The following is a 16,796-nucleotide window of genomic DNA, read 5'->3' on the forward strand; positions in this document are numbered from 1 at the left end:
CATTTGGTTTACGATAAACGTTTCCACGAAGTTACGTTAAATGGTTGAAAAAAATTTTTTCGTGCAATGCAAAATCATGTATATTAGACTGTTTGTGTTATATCGGGGATTGTTCGGTCAATACGTGCAGGATGTACGTCAAAATGCAGGGAGGTGAGCAACAAATTTGCGCATTTTTGCGTAAAAGTACTACAGACGATGATGAAACATTAAAATGACTGGTTTGGAATACACACAAATGTTTTTTTGTGAACGATTCATCCCGTTAGTGCGCAGGACCGTTGTTTCCCTGGTAGTTCTGGCCGGAATGTGGTTTCATCCTTCCGGTGTATCGGCCCAGACCGATCGCGAATTCTGGTTTGTTGCGCCTGATATTACAAAGTATCACAACGGAGAAACGCCTATCTTTTTTTATTTCACCACCACTGATCTGCCGGCCACTATTAGGGTTGATATGCCGGCCAATCCGTTGTTTCCGGTATTTACTTTTTCGATGGCGGCTCATTCATCCTATAAGCTGGACGTTTCAGCTTATGTAGCCCAGGTGGAAAACCGTTACGATTACCGCGACGGAATTCCGGGAAAGAGCAATAAAGCCATTCACATTGTTTCAGACAACTTAATAACAGTATACTACGAATGCTCCATGCAGAACAATCCCGATATTTTTTCTCTTAAGGGGAAAAATGCCTTAGGGACAGAATTTTTTGTTTCTTTTCAGGAGCGGATGTTCAACATGAGCCAGTCATCCTGGCAGGAACCTGCTTATTCCTCCTTTGAAATTGCTTTTACCGAAGATAATACCTTTATCACACTCGAAATTCCACCGGGAAAACAGATATACAATGGTTCCAATCCGCCTCTTACAGGGACGGTGGTTCTGGGGCCTTTTCATCGTGGGGAATCTTACTCAGGCGCACCGGCCATACGGAAGTACGCCCCCTATATTCCGAAAACCGGATACTACTCATGGGACAAGTACTTTGGCCGGGTAGGTGCCGATCACCTGAATGGAGTGCGCATCAGAACCAACGGAAAAAAGGTTGCCATCACTTTGAAAGATGATTCAATGAAGGCTCTGGTGGGCGGGTGTTATGACCTGGCCGGCGACCAGACAGTTCCGGTGAATATCGTCGGGAAAACATACATTGCCATGAAGGGCCAGCTTTCTGTGGGGAACCTGAATACCACCTATTACAATCCTCCTCCGCCAAATCCGGTCTACCAGGAAGTTGTGTATGCTCTGGCCACACGGAACAATACCCGTATTTTCGTAAACAGCGAAGCGACCCCCCGGGCAACCCTCAACGCAGGGCAGTCGTATATGTACCAATTGACTTCGGCCGAACAATACGTTAAAATCTGGACCCCTGATTCCGGTTTTTACTGCCTCCAGATTTCAGGTTGGGGATGTGAAATGGGCGAGGCTGTTCTTCCTCCGGTTGACCAGTGCACAGGCTCTACACAGGTGGGCTTTACCCGTTCCCATTACCCGGGAGAACAATTTTACCTTAACATCATGGTTCGCAAAAAAGCGAAAGGAGGGTTTCTTCTCAACGGGGCCTACAATGCACTGCTCGATTCTACCAAATTTATTGACGTACCCGGCACTGAGTGGGCTTATGCCCGTATTGGCCCTATTTCGGACAAAGTTATTCCCCTAAATGTTTCCACAATGGTCAGTAATACTAAAGATGTTTTTCACCTTGGATGTATTTCGGGTGGACCCTCTTCCGGTACCCGTTACGGTTACTTTTCTGATTATAATCCGCTGAAGGTTGAGGCCTATATTACAGAATCCGGTTCTCAGGATATCCGTTTGTGCTTTGGAAATTCAGCCCAGATTGTTGCCCGGGGTGGGGTGTTTTACCGATGGACTCCCACCAAATATCTGTCCGATTCTACTATTGCGTACCCGGTTGCAAAACCACCCAGGACAATTACCTACAAGGCGTTTGTTTCAGGCGCCTGCGATCAGATTGATTCCACGGTGATCTCCATCCAGGTTTCCAATCCGGTGGAAGCCAGGTTCACTATTGATACCACCTTTGGATGCGCTCCCCTCCGGATCAAAATCAGGGATCAGTCGTACGGAGTGAAAAAATCCTTCTGGAAGATGGGCGACGGATATTCGTTTATAGCCATTTCACCTACCCTGGGAGTGCGGGATAGTGTTTTCCATTATACCTATCAGCAGAAGGCCCGGCCGGCTGTAACCCGCAACCTGATGCTGATTGTCGAAAATCCTGATCAATGCCGCGATACCCTCATACGCCCGGTCATTGTTTACCCCGAGGTAACCGCTGAAATGACTGCCATGCCCGATACCGGATGCCACCCCCTGGGGGTACTCTATACCAACACCTCCAAAAATGCCGATGCTTACCAATGGGAATTCGGTGACGGAGCCTCATCGTCCGATACAATTCCCTTTCATATCTTTAATAATTATACCAACAGGGAACAAACTTATCGTACCCGTCTGGTTGCCCGTTCGCAATATTATTGCTACGACACAGTCTATAAAAACATCCATGTTTACCCTTATTTGAAAGCCGATTTTACAGTAAGTCCGTACGAAATATGCGCACCTTACACCGTCACAATAACCAATAATTCCCAGGGTGGTGCCGGCATCAAAACAGTATTCTGGGATTTCGGCGACGGAACCACCAGCAACGATACGGCAAAAATCATTGCCCATACCTATACGAATGTTACCGATACCATTCAGACAAGAACACTGCGGCTTGTTATCGGCAGCGGCAACGGATGTTTCGACACACTGACCCGCACTATCAAGGTGTATCCTGATGTGTTCTCATCGTTTACAATGGATAGAAATATCGGGTGCCACCCGTTGACCGTCAGTTTTACCCCGCCTTCGAACAACATTCCCGTGAGCTGGCAATGGGATTTTGGCGACGGTGGATCCTCCAGCCTGTCCAATCCGTCGCATATTTTTCTTAACAACAGCCCCAGAGGGTACGATACAGTTTTTAATGTCAGACTGGTGGTTACTTCGCAGCATTTCTGCACCGATACGACGGTTATACCTGTTACAGTTCATCCCAATATCAGGGCTGAATTTACCGTGAGCCAGGGCGAGGGATGCGCTCCCCTTCCGGTGGTTATTACCAATAATTCCTTTGGAAAGTATCCCGGAATAAGCAATTATGACTGGAATTTCGGGGATGGCTCAACTACTTCCCAACCCCTGCCGGTTTACCAGCATACTTATCAGAATAATATCACAGCCCCGGTGCAATACAATCTCAGGCTGATTGTGAACAACCTGGGAGGGTGCAGGGATACCCTTATACGACCGGTGAGAGTTTATCCGAAGATCATAGCCGGTTTTACAGCCGATCATAAGAGCGGTTGCAATCCTCTTGATGTTCAGTTTACCAACACGTCCAATATTCCGGTAGCAAGCAGTTTTTACTGGACATTTGGCGACGGCGTATCTTCCAGCGCAGTGAATCCTCTTCACCGCTTTGAGCACTTTTTAAGCAAGGACACCACATTCAGTGTGCAAATGGTGGCCACCAGCGATTATCAATGCCGTGACACACAGAGGATGGCGATAACGGTTTATTCCTATATCAATGCCGATTTTGCTCTTGACCGGGCGAGCAAATGCTCTCCTTTTCCGGTTCAGATCACCAATAATTCCTCCGGCGGTATTACTTCCTGGTTCTGGGATTTCAGGGATGGGACCACCAGTGCGTTTCCCAATCCCTCCCATACCTATGTTAATAAAACCCTGGCCGATCAGGTGAGAAACCTCAGGCTGGTTGTGCGCAACAACCATGGCTGTGCCGATACGATGGAACGGCAGGTCACAGTGTTTCCTGAAGTGCGGGCCTCGTTTTCAGCCGACAGGCTTCAGGGATGCGAGCCGCTCACCGTATCATTCACCAATACATCCAACGAGCCGGTAGCTGATGTTTACAGCTGGACCTTCGGCAATAAAGGTACTTCTTCTCTCAGGAACCCGGTGTTTGTATTTGATAATCCTGGTCCGGCCGACAGCACATGGCTGGTAAGGCTGCAGGCAACTTCAGTGCACGGTTGCACCGATGATACGATTGTCCCCGTTACCGCCTTCGCACATATTGAAGCTGATTTCAAAGTGGCCAATCCTCAGATCTGTTCGCACGAGTCGGTTGCTATTACCAATACTTCCAGGGGAGGAGTGGTTCAGTACTTCTGGGACTTTAACGGCGACGGCGTAAACGATTCAAACCGGTCTGATGCCAGTTTCACTCAGCCATATACCAACTTTACCCCGGATCCGCTGGTTCTGCCTCTGCGTTTGGTTGTAAGAAATGCCCATGCATGTTTTGATACCCTTGTTCGTCAGGTTACGGTCTATCCAAAGATTACCGCCCGTTTTACAATGGATTCAGCCGGATGCCATCCCCTGGAGGTACATTTTGACAACCAGACCCTGAACGGAAATGCTCTTCTGGGTTCAGCCGGGAATTATGACTGGTATTTCGGTGACGGAAGCACATCCGGCGACCTGCATCCGGTTAAGACCTATTTCAATTATGGTTCAACCGACATTGTGCGCCAGGTGAAACTGGTGGCCAGTTCTCCCTATCAGTGCAGGGATTCAGTAACAAAAACCGTACAGATTTACCATCGTCCCAAAGCACTTTTTGCCGTTGACAGAACGATTTCCTGCCCGCCTTTCGATCTTCAGATTACCAACAATTCTGTTACCAGTAATGCAACCTATTACTGGGACTTTGGTGACGGACAACAACAGAATACCTCATCAAAGGCGACCTTTGTACACCGTTACACCAACGACGGGATCAATGTGGCGGAATACCTTCTGAACCTCAGGGCTGTGAGCAACCACGGATGTGATGATGAAGCTTCTCTTACAGTAAGTGTTTATCCTATGGTTACGGCCGCCTTTGATTATGATGCGGCCGGCTGTTCTCCGCTGACAGCCACTTTTACCAACCGTTCCCTCAATGCAAACTTCTACAAATGGGAATTTGGCGATGGAAAGGTATCGGTTGCCGAGCATCCTTCTGTACGGTTTGTGAATACCGGAGCGTCCGATCTGCCAATATCCGCAAAGCTTATTGCCACATCCCTTTACAATTGCTCTGATACACTGGTAAAAAACGTTACCGTTTACGGTCAGCCGGTGGCAGAGTTTGATCCTTCTCCGGTTTTTCAGGTCTTCAAGCCATTTCCTCAGGTTCAGATTGCCAACTATTCCAATTTGCAATCAGCATGGAATTATGATTGGACCTTTGGCGACGGAACCATTTCGGCTGACAAATCACCGCAGTTTATAAAAACCTACCAGACGTGGGGAAGGAATGACCGGAACAATGAATTCAATATCATCATGCGGGCTTACAATCCGCTTCATCCACAATGTGCTGATACGGTTTCGCACATAATCCGCATCATGCCTCCGGTACCTGAAATTGCAATTACCAACAACAACCCCAACGGGTGTGAACCGTATGAAGTTGGCTTCAAGACGGTTTACCAGTATGCCTATACCGATTCATTCTACTGGGATTTTGGAGACGGAACCTTTTCAAGGGAGGTTGAACCGGTGCACGTTTACCAGCATGCCGGAACATATACGGTGCAGGTTACCGTTACCGGGGATGGAGGGAAAAACAGCGCATACAAAACGGTGATTGTGCATCCCACACCGGTGGCTGACTTCGATGCAGCCCCCCGGGTAGCCCTTCTGCCTGATGCGGAAGTTAAAGGCTTCAATAAATCCCAGCTGGCGGTTACCTACCTGTGGGATTTTGGCGACGGAGGCCTTTCGTCCGAAAAAGATCCGGAGCACCTTTATAAAAAGCTGGGAAAGTACACCGTTAAATTAACCGTATGGTCAGAATACGGATGCGTTGATTCCATTACCAAACCTGAAATTATCAGTGTGGAAGGGGAGGGAATGATTGAGTTTCCGAATGCTTTTACTCCCAATATGGCAGGGCCTTCTGACGGCCATTATGCCAATCTTACCGATCAAAACATCAACGACATTTTCCATCCCAAACATGCAGGTGTCAAAGAGTACCATCTTGAGATCTATACACGCTGGGGTGAAAAGATATTTGAGTGCGACGATGTTATGGTGGGATGGGACGGATACTACAAGGGAAAGCTTTGCAAGCAGGACGTATATGTATGGAAGGCAAAGGGTAAGTTCTGGAATGGCAGGGAGTTTATGAAAGCCGGCGACGTCACGCTTCTGCATAAAAAAGATTAGACGGGCAGCTATGTGGATGAAGAGGTTTATATTGCTTTTGGTTATTTCGTCTTTCATGGGCATGACAAAGGCCCAGGTTGACAGGGAATTCTGGTTTGTGGTTCCTGTTGTTACCCAGGATTATCCCTCAGCTGGAGCACCCCAGACTTTTCTGAATATTACCACGCACGACCTTCCGGCACACATCACGATTGACATGCCAAAAGAACCGTTGTTTACGCCAATCCAGATTACCATACCTGCTTTCACCACCCAGCTGGTGGATCTGACAGCCCGGCTCGGGATCATTCAGAACACATGGAAACCCGGAGGGAAGAACAATAAAGGGCTTCATATCGTATCGGATAATTACATCAACGTTACTTTCGAATCGAACAAGGCCAATAATCCTGAAACCTTTACCCTCTTTGGACGGAATGCCCTTGGGAGTGATTTTTACACTTCTTTTCAGACCGATATGATGAACTGGAACGAAGCTACATGGACTACACAGGGTTATTCGGCTTTTGACATCGTATTTACCGAAGACAATACGACAATTGACCTTTATATTCCGGCAGGGAAAGGTTTATACAACGGAGGAGGTCCTCCTCTTTCAGGACATGTTATTCTCGGGCCTTTTATGCGGGGTGAAACGTTTACCGGCATACCTGCCTGGCTGCACAATCTTGAAGTAACTCCCAAACTGGCCAATGATGTTTACGGGCGTTCCGCTGATGATCATCTTGCCGGGCTGAGGATTGTGGCCCAGGGAGGCAAGAAAATTGCCGTTACCGTGAAGGACGATGCGGTAAAGAGCCTGGTTGGCAATTCCCTGAACCCGGTACAATGCGACCTGCTGGGCGATCAGATTGTTCCGGTAACCATGCTCGGCAAACAATATATAGCATTCCGCGGGCAGTTGCAGACAGGCAGCCTCGCTACCAATTATTACAATCCACCGCCTGCCAATCCCGTGGTTCAGGAAAGGCTGTATATTCTGGGAGTAGCTAACAATACTTCCCTTTACATAAACGGTGTTTTTGTGGCTACCATCAATGCGGGAGAAACGTTTGTGTACCCCATGAGCACCGACATTGCTGTTGTTTCTTCCCCCAATCAGCCGTTTTATTGTTATCAGGTTACCGGAGTTGGAAACGAACTCGGGGATGCCCTTCTGCCTCCTACTGACAGGTGCACGGGTTCCTCGCAGGTGGGATTTAGCCGGCCTTCCAATACCGGGGCACTTCAGCTGAACATCCTTGTAAGGAAAACCGGCAAGGATTCCTTCCTGCTGAACGGACTGCCTTCCAGCCTTCTGGAAACATCGCAGTTTACCGATATCCCGGGAACTGACTGGGCCTACCTGCGCAACCTCTCGGTTCCTTTGTCGACCATTCCTTTCGGAACCAGAACCATAATTTCCAACACCCAGGATCTTTTTCACATCGGCATAATGAACGGGGTATGGTCGTCTTCGAGTAACCTTGGAGGAGCAAGATATGCCTGGCTTTCGGAATTCAATTCTGTCCGGTTCGAAGGATTTATTTCCCCCGACGGAACCACATACAAAAGAATCTGTTATGGTGATACAGTACAGCTGGTAGCTCATGGGGGAACAGCATACGACTGGTCTCCGCGAAAATATCTTTCTGATGTTTACAGTCCTGTCCCTGTGGCGCGGCCTGACTCATCCGTAATCTATACCGCTACCATTTCAGGAGCCTGTGGCCTCAGCGATACGGTAAAGTACCGCATTGATGTTGCCCGACCAATAGAAGCCCGTTTTAATATTGATACCTCGCAGGCTTGTGCTCCTTATGCCCTGAATATCAGGGATCAGTCATACGGAGTAAAAACTTATTACTGGAACCTGGGCGACGGAACAATATTTTCCTATGGCTCAACCGAAAGCAAGGTGGCTGATACGGTACTCACGCACACCTATATCAATACCGGACCCGTTGCCCTGCTGCGAAACATACGATTAATTGTAGAGAATACTTACGGATGCCGCGATACACTGATTCGCTCTTTCACAATAAATCCTGAAGTGACAGCAGGATTCAATATGGCACCCGGAAACACCGGCTGTACGCCCTTTACGGTAGCCTTTACCAATACTTCTGCCCGCGCCAATTCCTATCAATGGAGCTTCGGCGACAATACTTCTTCCTCTGAAGTTTCGCCTGTGCACACTTATGAAAACTACGGGCCTGCCGACAGCCTCAGGAATATTCTTCTCATCGCCACTTCTTCTTATTATTGCTCCGATACTGCCTTTGCCCAGGTTACGGTGAGGCCTTTTGTCAAAGCTGATTTTACCGTTGGGCCTGATAAAGGCTGTTCCCCCCTTCAGGTAAGTATCCAGAATCGGGCCGTCGGAGAAAGCTCCATTGTTAGCTATGAATGGGATTTTGGCGACGGGAATACCAGCAATTCATCCGCCCCGGTGCTTACCCATACCTATACGAATACAACCGGTCTGGTGCAGATCCGGCAGCTTCGACTGGTGGTTACCAACCAGCAGGGTTGCACCGATACATTGATCAGGTCAGTTACCGTATATCCCGAAGTTTCAGCTCAGTTCACACAGGATGTTGTTCAGGGTTGCAATCCTTTGACAGTAAGCTTTACCCGGCCGGTGAACAATGCTGAGGTAACATGGAACTGGGATTTCGGGCAGGGAAGTAGTTCGAGCAATCCCGATCCCATTGTGGTTTTCCGGAATGCCGGGGGGAATGATACAACTTTTACCGTGCGGCTCATTGTTACCTCTGCCAATTTCTGCCGGGATACTTTTAGCAGAAACATTACTGTGTATCCATACATTGATGCCCGGTTTACCATTGACCGGGATGAAGGGTGCGTCACCTATCCGGTTGTCATCAGCAATCAGTCGTCTGTTTTGCCCGGGATCAGCAATTTTGAATGGGATTTTGGCGATGGTTCGCCTCTGAGCAATAGCAATTCCGCCACACTCAATCACACTTACTCCAACCCCGGGGCTGTTACACAAACCTACAACCTTCGCCTGGTTGTGCGCAACCATGCCGGTTGTACCGATACCCTTATACGGCCGGTTAAAGTGTTCCCACGGGTTATTTCAGCATTTAACCCATCGTTGACGGCAGGATGCAATCCGCTCACCGTAAATTTTTCCAATACTTCCAATATGCCGGTGGCTTCTTCATTCCGCTGGGATTTCGGTACGGGAGCAACTTCATCGGATGTCAATCCTATTTATGTTTTTGAAAATCGGTCGTCTTCTGATACTGTTTACCGGGTAAGGCTTATAGCCGTTTCTTCTGATCAATGCACGGATACTTCCCGGGCTGATATTACGGTATATTCATTTGTTAAGGCGGCTTTTACGGTGGATACCAATGCATTCTGTTCGCCGTTTGCTGTTGCCATCAGCAATGCTTCATCGGGAGGAATATCACAGTTTGAATGGAATTTTGGCGACGGGTCACCGGTATCAAATGTTTTAGCTCCTGCGCATACTTATGTGAACCAAACCCTTGCGCCGCAGGTACATGGGCTGAGACTGAGGGTGCAGAATCCGCACGGATGTGCCGATTCGCTGGAAAGAACTATTACGGTTTATCCTGAAGTACGGGCGGCATTTGCGGCCGATGTTACGGCAGGATGCAATCCGCTTACGGTGCAAATGACCAATCAGTCAAACATACCTGTAGCTCAGGTATATTACTGGGAGTTCGGTGATGGGGCCAGCTCGGAGCTTCAAAATCCCCAACATACCTTTGTTCATTATGATGCCTCAGATCAGATTTATCCAATCCACCTTCATTCGGTTTCACAGTACGGCTGCTCGGATGATACCACACTGAATATTACGGTGTATTCCTATGTTGATGCCGATTTCAAAATGAACGACCAGGATGTCTGTTCAGGATTCCCCCTGCGCTTTGAAAACACCTCCATGGGAGGCATCCATCAGGTTTCCTGGGATTTTGACGGCAATGGTTCTGTTGATTCAAACGATGGTTCGCCGTTTTTCGATCATCCTTATACCAATCTGAACGATGATCCTGTAAGTTATAATGCCTTTCTGCGGGTTAATAACATTCACGGATGCGCCGATTCTGTAACTCGTCCCGTAACCGTATATCCCAAAGTGACAGCATCTTTTGCTTATGATTCGGCTGGTTGCAGTCCACTGGAAGTGCAGTTTGCCAACACTTCCCTCAGAGGATCCGCACTTCTTGGGAGCAGCGGCTTTTATGCATGGGATTTTGGCGATCAGACCAGTTCAAGCCTGGAAAATCCGACGAAGATCTTTTACAACTACAATGATTTTGACATTACCCGCACGGTGAAGCTCATTGCAACATCACAGTATTTCTGCCAGGATTCGGTTGAAAAAACAGTATATGTGTACCATAAACCCCGTGCCATTTTCAATGTTGACCGTACCATCGACTGTCCTCCGTTTAATCTCTCCATCCAGAACAATTCCTATACGACCAGTGCTGTCTTTTTCTGGGATTATGGCGATGGTCAGCATGATACGACGTTTGTCCAGTCCGGATTGACACATACTTATTATAATTCTGCCGATTCCATTCAGAATTACAACCTGCGCCTGAGGGTACAGACCAACCGGAATTGCATTGATTCAAGTGCCCTGACAATAAGTGTTTATCCTGAGGTTCATGCTGAATTTACTTACGACAGTTCCGGGTGCAGTCCCTTTGTGGCCGGATTTACCAATCAATCGGTTCATGCAGCGTATTTTCATTGGGATTTTGGTGACGGTTCGGTTTCTTCGCTGGTGAATCCGGTAAAAAGGTTTGTGAACCCCGCAGATGTTGATGCAACGTTTGATGTCTGGATGAAGGCTGCTTCCGTTTATAATTGCCGGGATTCGGTGCGGCATCAGGTAACGGTGTTTGCCCAGCCTGAAGCGGAGTTTCTGGCGACGCCTCCGCATCAGATATACGAACCGGAGCCGGTGGTTTCGATTTCCAATCTTTCCAATCACCAAACAGTGTGGGATTATCAGTGGGATTTCGGTGACGGAACTTCCTCCGTCACGCAATCGCCTTCCTTTCAGAAGACCTATACGGCATGGGGTCCCAACAATGATGAGAACCGGTTTTACATTACCCTGATTGCCACCAATACCCAGCATCCTCAATGTGCCGACACCATTACCCATCCCATCAGAATACTGCCTCATGTGCCGGTGCCTGAAATCCTGACCCAGGATGCCGCAGGATGCGAACCGCTTGAAGTGACCTTCGCAATGCAATGCCTGTATGCATATCCTGATTCGTTTGTCTGGGACTTCGGTGACGGATCGGTCGGTACCGGTCAACAGCCTGTTCATACGTATCAGCATGCGGGTATTTATCAGGTACGCCTGAAAGCTGTTGGCGACGGTGGCGTGGCCTATGCGTTTGCTCTGGTAAACGTATATCCGCTGCCCGAAGCTGATTTTGACGTAAGCCCTCGCCTGGTCATGCTTCCTGATGATAAAATCACAGTCATCGACAAATCAAAATATGCCGTTTCGTGGTGGTGGGATTTTGGTGATGGGACAACCTCAGTGGAACAACAGCCCCAGCATCAGTACATCCAGCCGGGAAGTTATGACATACGTCTTATTGTGCTTACAGAACATAATTGTCCTGACACCTTGCTCAGAGAGCGCTTTGTAACAGTGGAAGAATCCGGTATCCTTGAGTTTCCAAATGCTTTTACACCCAATCTTAACGGGCCTTCGGGCGGAGATTACAACAACCTTCCCTGGGCCAATATCAACGACGTTTTTCATCCAAAGCACAGAAATGTTGTTGAATTCAGGATGGAAATCTATACCCGCTGGGGTGAGAAAATTTTTGAAACCAATGATATCAATGTGGGATGGGACGGATATTATAAGGGCAGGCTCTGCAAACAAGATGTTTATGTGTGGAAAGCATCCGGCAAGTTTATCAATGGGCGGAACTTTCTGCTTTCAGGAGATGTAACCCTGCTCCACAAAAAGTGACGCCTGTTAATTAATTATTAGATTTATGAACTAATTGATAATAAATTGAATATGATGAGATAAAAGAATTGGGTACATTTGACCTGTTCTTTGATTCTCTGCTGACGGAGATTGACAATGAACATAATGAAAGCAGGAACAAAAATAAAAAAGCTGGTTTTTCTCTGGACTACGGGTGTGTTGCTCACGGCCAGCCTGATGGCTCAGGACCCGCAGTTTACCCAGTTTTTTGCCAACAAGCTGTATCTGGCGCCATCGTTTGCAGGAGCTACAAAGCAGCAGCGTATTGTCAGCATGTACCGGAACCAGTGGGCAGGTATTCCCGGAGGATTCAATACCATGTCTTTCTCGTATGAGTATTTCTTCCCGAATTTCAACAGCGGGTTGGGTGTTCTTGTATTGCGCGATATGGCAGGAAGCGGAAGACTGGGTATGACCAATGTAGGGGTGCTTTATTCATATGATTTTCAGATATTTGAGGAATGGCATGTGCGCCCCGGCCTGCATTTTCTTTATTCCATGTACGGTATCGATTTCTACCGCCTGCGTTTTTATGACCAGCTGGTTACAGGCAACGGTACGACATTTGAGGACCCTCCTGCTCAGGAAAATATCGGAGCCTTTGATGCTTCAACTTCTGTGCTGATTTATTCAAAATCTGTGTGGGCAGGAGCTGCTGTGGATCATCTCTTCCGGCCCGACCAGTCGTTTTATGCCAATAAAGCAATCATCCCGATGAAGTTTTCCTTTTTCGGAGGATTCCAGATCATACGGCAGGGGAAGCTTCTGAAACCCATTGACGAAACTGTTTCACTGGCCTATCTGTTCCGGCTCCAGCAAAACAAAAAACAGCTCGATATAGGCCTTTACTGGAATAAGGTGCCGCTGGTTCTTGGTTTCTGGTACCGGGGTATACCCCCTTTCAATTCCGAACGTGGCGATGCACTGGCCATGCTGGTTGGCTTTAAAATGAAGGGCTTCAGTATTGGATACAGCTACGATTTTACCATATCAAACCTGGTTTCCTCAACACACGGAGCCCATGAAATTTCCCTCAGTTTGGATTTTCAGACCAACCGGAAGAAAAAAATTCACGCTATTCCATGTCCTGAGTTCTAATCTTTCGTTTTTGTTTTGCTTTTTAATTTATCCGGTATATTTTTGGCAAAATTTTTATTGTTAACCTACGTCAGGGGAATGTTTTGAATTCTCCAGGCGGAAAAAATAAAAACCCTATGAAAAAGTGGCCGGTTATTATTAATGGAATCCTTGTTGTTGCCGTTATTGTATTGTACATATTGTTCTTTGCCTCAGGGAAAAAGCACGGTAATGGAATCATGGCACAGGGTTATGATTCGCTTTCAGGCAATGCTTCTGTAAGAATAGCCTACATCAATACCGACACCTTGCTGAACAATTATGACCGTTTTTTTGAGCTGAGAAAACAGATTACCGACAAGCAGCAGCGTTACGAAAACGAACTGAGCACCAAGCAGGTTCAACTGCAGAAAAAAATCAGCGATTACCAGTCAAAAGTGCAGAAAGGGTTGTTGCTCAGGTCTGAAATGCAGGAAATTGAGCAGCAGCTAAATGCCGAAGGACAAAATTTCCAGCAGCTTCAGATGGAATATAATCAGCAGCTCAACGAAGAAATGCAGGTGATGAACCGCAAGCTGTATGAAGATATTGTTGAGTTTCTGAAAGAGTACAACAAGGATCACCAGTATGCCTACATACTTTCTGACTCCTATGGAGGCGGGCTTCTTTATGCCGATAAGAGCCTGGACATTACATGGGATGTTATCAGGAAGATGAACGAGAAATACAAAGCTGAAAAGGCCAAAAATTAGATTTCGGAATATGGATTTTGCCGATGCTTATTTTCAGAAGCATCGCATATCGGATTCGCTGTCAGTACCTCCGTCAAAAGAGCTTCGTTGTGTTGTTGTTCTTCCCTCCTACAGGGAAGAACATTTGTTTAAGGCGGTAGGGTCTCTTCTCATGGCCCATTGCAGCCCTGGCGAAGTTGAAATTATTGTCGTACTTAATTCCTCCGAGAGGGATCCTGCAGAAATCAGGGAGCAGACCCTTCAAACGAAGGATCAGTTGTTGCAGTTTCTTCAGAATACCAACACATCCGGTATTCCCGTGCATGTTGTCTGCTATCCTGATATGCCGTTCAGGGAAGCAGGTGTGGGACTGGCCAGAAAAATCGGGATGGACATAGCAGCAGCCCGGCTGAGGTCGGTCAACCGTCCCGAAGGAATCATTGGTTCCTTTGATGCAGATGCCTGGTGTGAAACCAATTTTTTCCGGGAGCTTCTTTCCTTCTTCGACCAGCATCCTGATGCACCCGGGGCATCTGTTTATTTTGAACATGACCTCATCGGTGAAGGAATCAGACAGGAAATAACGGAATCTATCATCCGGTATGAATTGCACCTGCGGTATTTTGTAAGGGCATTGCGCTATGCAGGTCATCCCCATGCGTTTCAGACCCTTGGCTCATCGTTTGCGGTAAGAGCCGGTACATATACAGCGCAGGGCGGTATGAACAAACGAAAGGCAGGAGAAGACTTTTACTTTCTCCACAAAGTTATCCCTCTGGGAAACTACGGGGAAATCAATGGTACATGCATTCATCTTTCCCCCAGGCCGAGCGACAGGGTTCCCTTCGGCACCGGTGCGGCTGTTCGCAAAATGCTTCTCACCGGCGAACTTCGGTGGATGACCTATCATTTCGATGCCTTCAGAGACCTGAGTGCTTTGTTCGGCAGGGTTCCCCTTTTGTATAGTTCTTCCAGAGAAACAATCAGAGAAATTTACCATAATCTGCCGCTTCCTCTTACGGAATTTCTTACCCTGGCCGAGTTTTCTGAAATTATGGATGAATGCCGAACGAATTCTGCAACCGAAGCATCATTTTCCAAACGATTCTTCAGGTGGTTCAATGTGTTCCGTGTTATTAAATTCCTGAACGCCGCCCATGAAACGTTCTATCAGAAAAAAGAAATATCAGAAGCGGTTCCGGATTTGATGAAATATGACGGAAGCCGCCCGTCGGGGCAACCACTGACAGCAGGCGAACTGCTTTTTCTTTTCAGGACAGCCGACAGGAGTGGTTACACGAAGGTTATTCCTTAATGATGAAGATGTCTTCATTGTCTTTTTTCATCAGATACTGTTCCCGGGCAAACTTTTCGAGATGATCGGCATCTGATTTCAGCTCTTCGAGCCGGGCCGAATCGGCTGCAATTTTTTTCAGGTAGTAGGCTTTGTCAGCCTTCAGGCGTTCGAGCTGACGACGGGTTTTGTACCGGTCAATCATGTTATTCTGGTCAAAAAACATGAGCCAGATGACAAAAAGGAAGATCCCCGCAACATATTTGTTTTTTAGTTGCCTCAGTAAGCGTTGCAGTATCAGACGGACTTTTTGCATACGGCAAAATTAGCACGAATTATTTCTTATATGGAATGAGTTTTCAACGGGTTGTTGAAGAAATTACCTGTGAGGCAAAATTATTACGGTTGGAAAGTTCTTTTATCAAATTATCAGTTGGTTACAACTGAATTGTCACTATCATTCTTCAGTGGATATTAAGCCCGGATTGCGCATCAGGAGGGAAGCGAACTGATGCGCAGTGCGTTGGCCTTGCGCGCAAGCATCCGGGCAAATCCCGCTGGAACGAAGTGGAAGCGGCCGGTTAAGCCCGGATTGCGCATCAGGAGGGAAGCGAACTGATGCGCAGTGCGTTGGTCTTGCGCGCAAGCATCCGGGCAAATCCCGCTGGAACGGAGTGGAAGCGGCCCGCAGGGAACATTGCGAATGTTTTCATGAGCAATGTGGGTTAGGCCCGGATTGCGCATCAGGAGGGAAGCGAACTGATACGCAGTGTGTTTTCCTTGCGCGCAAGCATCCGGGCAAATCCCGATGGAACCAAATTCCTGAATTTTCACCGCATGAAGTCAGAATATATGCAGTATTCTTCAATACCTCCGGTGTTGAAAAGGTTAGCTTTCAATTTACCATGGATGTAACTATGGATATTGGAGTTCGAAACCTACGGTTTCGTGCTGTTTTCGTTCCATTTTTCTCAAACAAGCTTCCTTTAAACATGTTAAGAAACGCAAAGAGCAAGAACACAAATATGAGCCAAGTCTCATTCCAAAAAGGGATTTCATTTATGAACGCAAACCCCATGCGCGTTGGCCAAGGCAAAACAAGTAGCTCAGGCTGTTGTGAATGCCTGAATGCGTAGAATTGCGGCAGAGGGCCCCACGCCAAAGTCGGGATTTGCCCTTAATACCCGCAAAATATTTAGTGAAGGACTAATTTTCTGTGATGCTTGCATTAAGGATGAAGGTAGGGGTCTTTATGAAAAGGGTTATGCGGGGTTTCACCCCGAACCCTGAGTTACTTTTTTGTCAGCTACACAAAAAAGTAACCAAAAAAAGTCTCCACGATTGAAGGCTGAGGCCTCTTCGGAGGGTACCCAAACTATCGTCCATAACCAACCCGGCCTCAGCCCGCAC

The 16,796-nt window shown here is 47.4% G+C and carries 6 protein-coding genes; 5 read left to right on the forward strand and 1 reads right to left on the reverse strand.

The window, feature by feature from the left end; translation table 11 throughout:
* Positions 1 to 268 precede the first annotated feature (268 nt).
* The 5 genes from GX419_07330 (at position 269) to GX419_07350 (ending at position 15,407) form a co-directional block, all read left to right on the forward strand.
* Positions 269 to 6,265: a PKD domain-containing protein gene (locus tag GX419_07330; GenBank protein ID NLI24498.1), complete on the forward strand. Its 5,997-nt coding sequence runs from the start codon at positions 269 to 271 to the stop codon at positions 6,263 to 6,265.
* A 55-nt stretch (positions 6,266 to 6,320) separates the two neighbouring features.
* Positions 6,321 to 12,263, forward strand: a complete 5,943-nt coding sequence (locus GX419_07335) for a PKD domain-containing protein (GenBank protein ID NLI24499.1) — start codon at positions 6,321 to 6,323, stop codon at positions 12,261 to 12,263.
* 126 nt (positions 12,264 to 12,389) lie between these two features.
* Positions 12,390 to 13,382: a PorP/SprF family type IX secretion system membrane protein gene (locus GX419_07340; protein ID NLI24500.1), complete on the forward strand. Its 993-nt coding sequence runs from the start codon at positions 12,390 to 12,392 to the stop codon at positions 13,380 to 13,382.
* Positions 13,383 to 13,498: 116 nt separating this feature from the next.
* Positions 13,499 to 14,113 (forward strand): OmpH family outer membrane protein, encoded by a 615-nt coding sequence (locus tag GX419_07345; GenBank protein NLI24501.1) that lies wholly within the window; start codon positions 13,499 to 13,501, stop codon positions 14,111 to 14,113.
* 10 nt (positions 14,114 to 14,123) lie between these two features.
* Positions 14,124 to 15,407 (forward strand): glycosyltransferase family 2 protein, encoded by a 1,284-nt coding sequence (locus GX419_07350; GenBank protein ID NLI24502.1) that lies wholly within the window; start codon positions 14,124 to 14,126, stop codon positions 15,405 to 15,407.
* Here GX419_07350 and GX419_07355 read toward each other — a convergent pair.
* Positions 15,397 to 15,681 carry a septum formation initiator family protein gene (locus GX419_07355; protein NLI24503.1) on the reverse strand — a complete coding sequence of 95 codons (285 nt, stop codon included), beginning with the start codon at positions 15,679 to 15,681 and terminating at the stop codon, positions 15,397 to 15,399. The two genes, GX419_07350 and GX419_07355, sit on opposite strands and share 11 nt — an antisense overlap.
* Positions 15,682 to 16,796: the final 1,115 nt, after the last annotated feature.

The organism is Bacteroidales bacterium (assembly GCA_012517825.1).
In the GTDB taxonomy this organism is placed as follows: domain Bacteria; phylum Bacteroidota; class Bacteroidia; order Bacteroidales; family JAAYUG01; genus JAAYUG01.

What these genes read in the sequence shown, in the direction of transcription:
- GX419_07340 (NLI24500.1), top strand. Translation starts at nt 12,390, where the DNA reads ATGAAAGCAGGAACAAAAATAAAAAAGCTGGTTTTTCTCTGGACTACG.
- GX419_07350 (NLI24502.1), top strand. Translation starts at nt 14,124, where the DNA reads ATGGATTTTGCCGATGCTTATTTTCAGAAGCATCGCATATCGGATTCG.
- GX419_07345 (NLI24501.1), top strand. Translation starts at nt 13,499, where the DNA reads ATGAAAAAGTGGCCGGTTATTATTAATGGAATCCTTGTTGTTGCCGTT.
- GX419_07335 (NLI24499.1), top strand. Translation starts at nt 6,321, where the DNA reads ATGGGCATGACAAAGGCCCAGGTTGACAGGGAATTCTGGTTTGTGGTT.